Origin of the sequence: Micromonospora sp. NPDC049240 (genome assembly GCF_040647835.1) — a bacterium.
Classification (GTDB): domain Bacteria; phylum Actinomycetota; class Actinomycetes; order Mycobacteriales; family Micromonosporaceae; genus Micromonospora.
This window is the reverse complement of sequence record NZ_JBEZCX010000051.1, coordinates 1-2,083: the sequence shown is the minus strand read 5'-3', so window position 1 is coordinate 2,083 and position 2,083 is coordinate 1. Positions and strand designations below refer to the sequence as shown.

The following is a 2,083-nucleotide window of genomic DNA, read 5'->3' as shown; positions in this document are numbered from 1 at the left end:
TCCAGCCGCTGCGGCGTCAACGCCTCGACCACCCCGTCGTCGAGGACTCCGGCGGTGTGCACCACCCCGACCACCGGATGCTCGACCGGCACCCCCGCCAACACCTCAGCCAGCGCATCCCGGTCAGCGACATCACACGCCACCACCCGCACCCGCGCGCCCAACTCGGTCAGCTCACCGACCAACTCCGCCGCCCCGGCCGCGGCCAGGCCGCGCCGGGACAGCAACAACAGGTGCCTGACTCCGTGCGCGGTGACCAGATGCCGGGCCACCAATCCACCCAACACACCGGTCCCACCAGTGACCACCACCGTGCCACCCGCATCCAACCCCGCCAACCCGTCAGAGCCGGACAGCGACAAACGACCAGTACCGGCCCGGACCAACCGCCGCACATACAACCCACCAGCGCGTACCGCGATCTCCGGCTCGCCGCTGTCGAGCACCGCCGTCAGGAGCCTGCCCAAGTCGCTGCCGGGGTCGGTGTCATCGTCGAGGTCCAGCAGGACGAACCGATTGGGGTGCTCGGACTGCGCGGAGCGGACCAGGCCCCACACCGCAGCCGCAGCAAGGTCACTGCCATCAGTGGCGCCACGAGTGACCACCACCAACCGGGAACCCTCCATGCCCGGATCAGCCAACCAGTCCTGGACCCAACCCAACACCAACGCGCTCGCCGCATGCGTAGCCTCGACAACACCCACCGCATCGTCTGGAGTTGGTAGCTCGGCCACCACGACCGGGGGCAGCTCGCCATCAAGCCCGCCTGGCGAGTGGGGCACCAGCAGAGGTTGCGGGTGCTGCCCGTGCCATGCCCAGACCAGTTCGCCAATCACCGACGCGGTGTCGGGTTCTGCGTCCGGTAGCGGTACCCATTCCACCGTGAACAGTGACTGCGCCGCGTCCGGTACACCGGCGCCGAGTTGGTCGGTGGTCACTGGTCGCAGCGCCAGCGAGGTCGCGGTCAGCACCGGCTGGCCGGTGGTGTCGAACACCGCCACCGCAACAGCCCCATCGTCGGCCGGTGTCAGCCGGACCCGCAGCGTGGTCGCTCCGGTCGCGTGCAGCCGGACCCCGCTCCACGCGAACGGCAACACCGCCCCGCCATCGTCGCCGCCGAGCAGTCCGGTCAACCCGATCGGGTGCAACGCCGCGTCCAACACCGCCGGATGCAACCCGAACCCGCCGGTCTCGACGTGCTCGGGCAGGGTCACCTCGGCATACACATCCCGGTCGTGACGCCACACCGCCCGCAGACCCTGGAACACCGGCCCGTACACGTACCCGCCGTCGGCCAACCGCTCGTACACGCCGTCAACAGCCACCGGCCGCGCGTCGGCCGGCGGCCACTGCCCCAACCCGGACGGCACCCGGCCAGCTTGCGGGCTCAACACACCCGTGGCATGCCGAGTCCACGAACCTTCCGCGCCTTCTGGTCGGGAGTACACGTTGACCGGCCGTCGACCATCCTGGCCGGGATCACCGACCCACACCTGCACCTGCACCCCACCCTGCTCCGGCAGCAGCAGCGGGGTCTGCAGCGTCAACTCCTGCACCAGGGCACAACCCACCTGGTCCCCGGCGTACATCACCAACTCCACATACGCCGTGCCCGCCAACAACACCGAACCCAACACCACATGATCGGCCAACCACGGCTGCACCGACAACGACAACCGTCCGGTCAACACCACCCCATCCCCATCAGCCAACGACACCGCCGCACGCAACAACGGATGACCAGCCGAACCCTGCCCCAAGACCCGAGCGTCCCCCACACCGGCCACCGCCGACTGTGGCCAGAACCGCTGATGCTGGAACGGGTAGGTCGGCAGTTCCACAGCCCGCCGACCGGCGGTCGTGTCGAGTAGTGTCGGCCAGTTCACGGTCCCGCCGTGTACGTGGACACCGGCGACCGCGGTCAGTAGTGTCTCCGGCTCGTCCCGCTCAGCTCGCAGCGCGGGCAGCCACACGCCTGCATCGGGGGTGTCGGCCATCGAGGTCAGCGTGCCGTCCGGTCCCAGCTCGAGGAAGACACCCACGCCCTGCTCACGCAGCGCGTTCACCGCGTCGTCGTAGCGCA

General features: G+C 69.5%; 1 protein-coding gene. It reads right to left on the bottom strand.

Annotated features, from left to right (window positions below):
* Nucleotides 1-2,083: polyketide synthase dehydratase domain-containing protein (locus AB0B02_RS31825; RefSeq protein WP_357306794.1), on the bottom strand; the 2,083-nt coding region annotated here is incomplete at both ends.